At 68.7% G+C, this 3,548-nt stretch carries 5 protein-coding genes and 1 pseudogene; 3 read left to right on the plus strand and 3 right to left on the minus strand.

Annotated elements, in window-relative coordinates; all coding sequences use genetic code 11:
- Positions 1-243: pseudogene (locus tag AC08OP_RS22765) on the minus strand (MmgE/PrpD family protein); the annotation flags it as partial.
- A 253-nt stretch (positions 244-496) separates the two neighbouring features.
- Between AC08OP_RS22765 and AC08OP_RS22770 the strand changes: the two are divergent.
- Both AC08OP_RS22770 and AC08OP_RS22775 read left to right on the plus strand, forming a co-directional pair.
- Positions 497-685 (plus strand): hypothetical protein, encoded by a 189-nt coding sequence (locus AC08OP_RS22770; protein WP_462203489.1) that lies wholly within the window; start codon positions 497-499, stop codon positions 683-685.
- Positions 686-761: 76 nt separating this feature from the next.
- Complete coding sequence (locus AC08OP_RS22775; RefSeq protein WP_476616039.1) at positions 762-1,013, plus strand: PIN domain-containing protein; 252 nt, start codon at positions 762-764, stop codon at positions 1,011-1,013.
- A gap of 184 nt (positions 1,014-1,197) precedes the next feature.
- On the opposite strand, the gene AC08OP_RS22780 is transcribed toward AC08OP_RS22775, so the two are convergent.
- Together AC08OP_RS22780 and AC08OP_RS22785 are read right to left on the minus strand one after the other, a co-directional pair.
- Complete coding sequence (locus tag AC08OP_RS22780) at positions 1,198-2,109, minus strand: NADP-dependent oxidoreductase (protein ID WP_476616040.1); 912 nt, start codon at positions 2,107-2,109, stop codon at positions 1,198-1,200.
- 97 nt (positions 2,110-2,206) lie between these two features.
- Positions 2,207-2,500 (minus strand): hypothetical protein, encoded by a 294-nt coding sequence (locus AC08OP_RS22785; protein WP_476616041.1) that lies wholly within the window; start codon positions 2,498-2,500, stop codon positions 2,207-2,209.
- Positions 2,501-2,789: 289 nt separating this feature from the next.
- On the opposite strand from AC08OP_RS22785, the gene AC08OP_RS22790 reads away from it, so the two are divergent.
- Positions 2,790-3,371, plus strand: a complete 582-nt coding sequence (locus AC08OP_RS22790; RefSeq protein WP_476616042.1) for an NADPH-dependent FMN reductase — start codon at positions 2,790-2,792, stop codon at positions 3,369-3,371.
- Positions 3,372-3,548: the final 177 nt, after the last annotated feature.

Raw genomic sequence — 3,548 nt, forward strand, 5'->3', positions numbered from 1 at the left:
GCCGGCGCGCCCGGCCGGCGGGGCGTGCCGCAGCGCCTGCTCCCGCGCCGCCGTCACCGGCTTGCGAGCTAGGGACGCGGCCGCGACGCCGGCGTTGTCGACCACCCGGTTGATGACCATCTCGGTGACTTCCGGGGTCACCTCCACCGGATCGGACGCGACCGCGGCGATCTTCCAGGCGAGCTGGTCCTCGCGGGCCAGCCGCTCCTCGCTGCGGTAGACACGCACCTTGTGCTCGATCATGCGGTCCTTCTTCTCCTCGGGTCGCGTTTCTGCACGCAAGCTCGAACATTCGCATGCGGTCGAACGGCCGGTCCAGGCAGCTACGAGGTCCTCACGGTCAAGTAGCCGTACCCGGACGGCAAGCCCGAGTCGTACGTGCTGGTGCGTTGCGGCGCGCCCGCGCCGGCCCTGACCGGGGAGCTCGCCAAGGCGCAGCGGCGACGCTGCCCTCGTCAACGCCGTCATCACAGCCACGGAAGCTAAAACCCAGGCGCTGCTCGAAGCCGGCGTGCCCGGCACCGGAACCGCCTCCGATGCCCTCGTCGTGTGCTGCCCAGACGGCCCCGTCAACGGCCCCCCTGCCGTCCACGGCGCTGAAGCTGGGCCCGTCGCGACGCGATGTCCTCCGAGGACGAGATCAGCCGGCTGCGGCAGCTCATCCGCCGTGTCGAGAACGATCTGAGCACCCTCGACGCCGACGACCGCGCCCAGATCGAGGAGGCCATCTACAACGAGCGGCCCCGGAAGCATCGGGACGCGTGCCGCGGGTATTGGACCGGATGTACCGCCTGGAAATCGATGCCCACGTGCGCACCGTCGCAGCCGCCTTCGATGACCCGCTCCTGCGGTCGCTCGATGCCATTCACCTCGCTACCGCTCTTCGGCTGTCCGACGAGAACGACACCCGGCTGGAGGCGTTCGTCACCTACGACAAGCGCCTTCTCGAAGCGGCGCGCCGAGCCGATCTCCCGACCGCGTCGCCGGGCCCGCACGCTGCTGCGGGGCGCTGATCGCCCCGCCCGCTCCACGGCCGGCACGCCCTGAACGAGCTTTCCGGGCCCAGCTCTCCAGCATCGGTGCCGAACGGAACGCAGACGCAGGGTAAGCGGTGGAGGCGGGCCTCCCACCAGAAATACGGAACGCATGTTCGACTCGTCGGCGTCGCCGCCCGTCGCGACTCGGGTGGGGGGCAGGTCATGCGGGGGTCAGTACGACCTTGCCTCGGCCGTGGCCGGTGCCGACGTCGCGGTGGGCGTCGGCGGCGCGCTCCAGTGGGTAGGCCTGGCGTAGCCCGATCTTCAGCTGTCCTCGTGTGTACAGCCCGACCAGCTCCGAGAGTCGTGCCGCGGAGCGTTTGCTGCCTAGCCAGCGGACGCCAAGTTCCTGGTAGAGGTCGAAGGCGACGATGGTGCCAATGCGGTGCCGGTCCGGGACGAGTTCGACTGCGGCGCGTAGTCCGTCGGCGCCGGCGGCGTCCAGGCTGGCGGTTACTCCGTTGGGGGCGAGGGCACGTACGCGGTCGACGAGGCCGTCGCCGTAGGCGACGGGGGTGGCGCCGAGGGAGCGTAGGTAGTCGTGGTTGGCGGGGCTGGCGGTGCCGATCACGGTGGCGCCGGCGAGCGTTGCGAGTTGGACGGCGATGGTGCCGACGGCGCCGGCGGCGGCGTGGATGAGGAAGGTGTCGCCTGAGCCGATCTTGAGTTCCTCGACGGCGGTGTGGGCGGTTTGTCCGGCGCCGGAGAGTCCGCCGGCGATCTGTGCGGGCAGTGCGGCGGGTCTGGGTACCACCTGGTCGGTGGGGACCACCAGGTATTCCGCGTAGCAGCCCAGGGAACGGAAGCCGAGGACTTCGTCGCCGGTGGTGATGCCGGTGACGTCGGGGCCGGTCAGGTCGACGGTGCCGGCGAACTCGTTGCCGAGTATCTGGGGACGGCTGAGTTCGACGCCGGGGGGTGTCCAGCCTTCGCGGGTCGCCAGGTCGGCTGGCTGGACGCCAGCGGCCCGTACCCGTACTCGGATCTCGCCGGGGCCGGGTTCGGGCTGGGGCAGTTCGACGAGTTGGAGAACGTTGGGTGGGCCGGGGTCGAAGAATGCGGCGGCTTTCATCGGTTCCACTCTCCTGTCGGGTTGCTCCGTGCCTCGGCGCGGAGGTGGGGTTTCTGCCGCGTGGCAGCGCGGACACGGGTTTTCCGTACCGGTCTGGTTACCCGTCGGTGACGGGGGCGCCGTGGTCGGCGGGGGCGGGGTGTTCCCGCGTTGTCGCCGTCTTCTTCTCACGGATGGTCGCTGAGATGGTCATGGTCATCAGGTAGGCGCTGGTGATCCATGCCTGGGCGGTGAGCCCGTGCAGCGAGTCCGCCACGGTCCGGGTGGCGGTCGCCATGATCGTCATATCCAGCGCGGACATGAACACACCGGTGAGGAGCCCGAAGAGGACCACCCGGGTAGCCGTCCGGCTGAGTTCCGGCCCCTCCGCAGGCGCGGCCAGTGCTGACATCCTTGCTCTCCCTCGAAGCGCCCTGCTGCATCCGGTGACGAGATGGTGACACGCCAAGTCTGCAACCTCAACCAAAGTTGAGGTCAACGGAGTCGAGAGATGACGTGGTGGGCCGCACTGCCGGCCGGCCCGCGCGGAGTCGTTCACCGCCGCCCGCATAGCACCCGCATGACTGCGCGACCCACCGGCCGGGAGGCGACCTTGACTTCAATCATGGTTGAGGTTTTAGAGTTCCGGGCGCCTGCTGGCGAGAGCGGATCTCGCCGATCCGCGGAATGAGAGGACTTTCATGCTCGATCAGCCCATCAACCTCGCGGTAGTTATTGGAAGCAACAGGGTGGGACGTTTCGCCCCGGTGGTCGCCCAATGGTTCACCAAGCAGGTATCCGCCCACGATTCGATCGTCACGAATGTCGTCGACCTCGACGACGTCAGGCTGCCGGAGAGGCTGGGTACCTCCAGCGGTCCAGAAGTCGCGGAACTGGCGGACGTCACCCGGCAGCTTGCCGCGGCCGACGCCTTCGTCGTGATCACCCCTGAGTACAACCACAGTTACCCGGCCGTTCTCAAGAATGTCATCGACTGGCATTACACCGAGTGGCAGGCGAAGCCGGTGGGTTTCGTTTCCTACGGCGGCCAGGCGGGCGGCCTGCGCGCGGTGGAGCACCTGCGCCAGGTCTTCGCCGAGCTGCGCGCGGTCACCATCCGCGATACGGTCAGCTTCCACGGTGCCTGGGACCAGTTCCACGCCGACGGCACGCCCAAGGATCCCGAAGGCTGCAACACCGCTGCCCAGACCCTGATCAGGCAACTCGAGTGGTGGGCGGTCGCGCTCGCGGAGGCCAGGGAGAAGCGTCCTTACACGGTGTGAACGGCGGCCTCGCGCGGGTCTGCCGGTCCCACCACGCCATTCAGCCATCCTCGACTAGAGGCCACATCGGCCTCAAGGAACGGGAGGGAATCTGGGCCCTGTCCGGGTTGATCGCTCCCTTTCGGGAAGGCGGTCGAGGCGCGCGCCCAATACCACCGTTGCCAGGTAGCTCCGGAT

Source organism: Frankia sp. CeRuru1 (genome assembly GCF_977966315.1).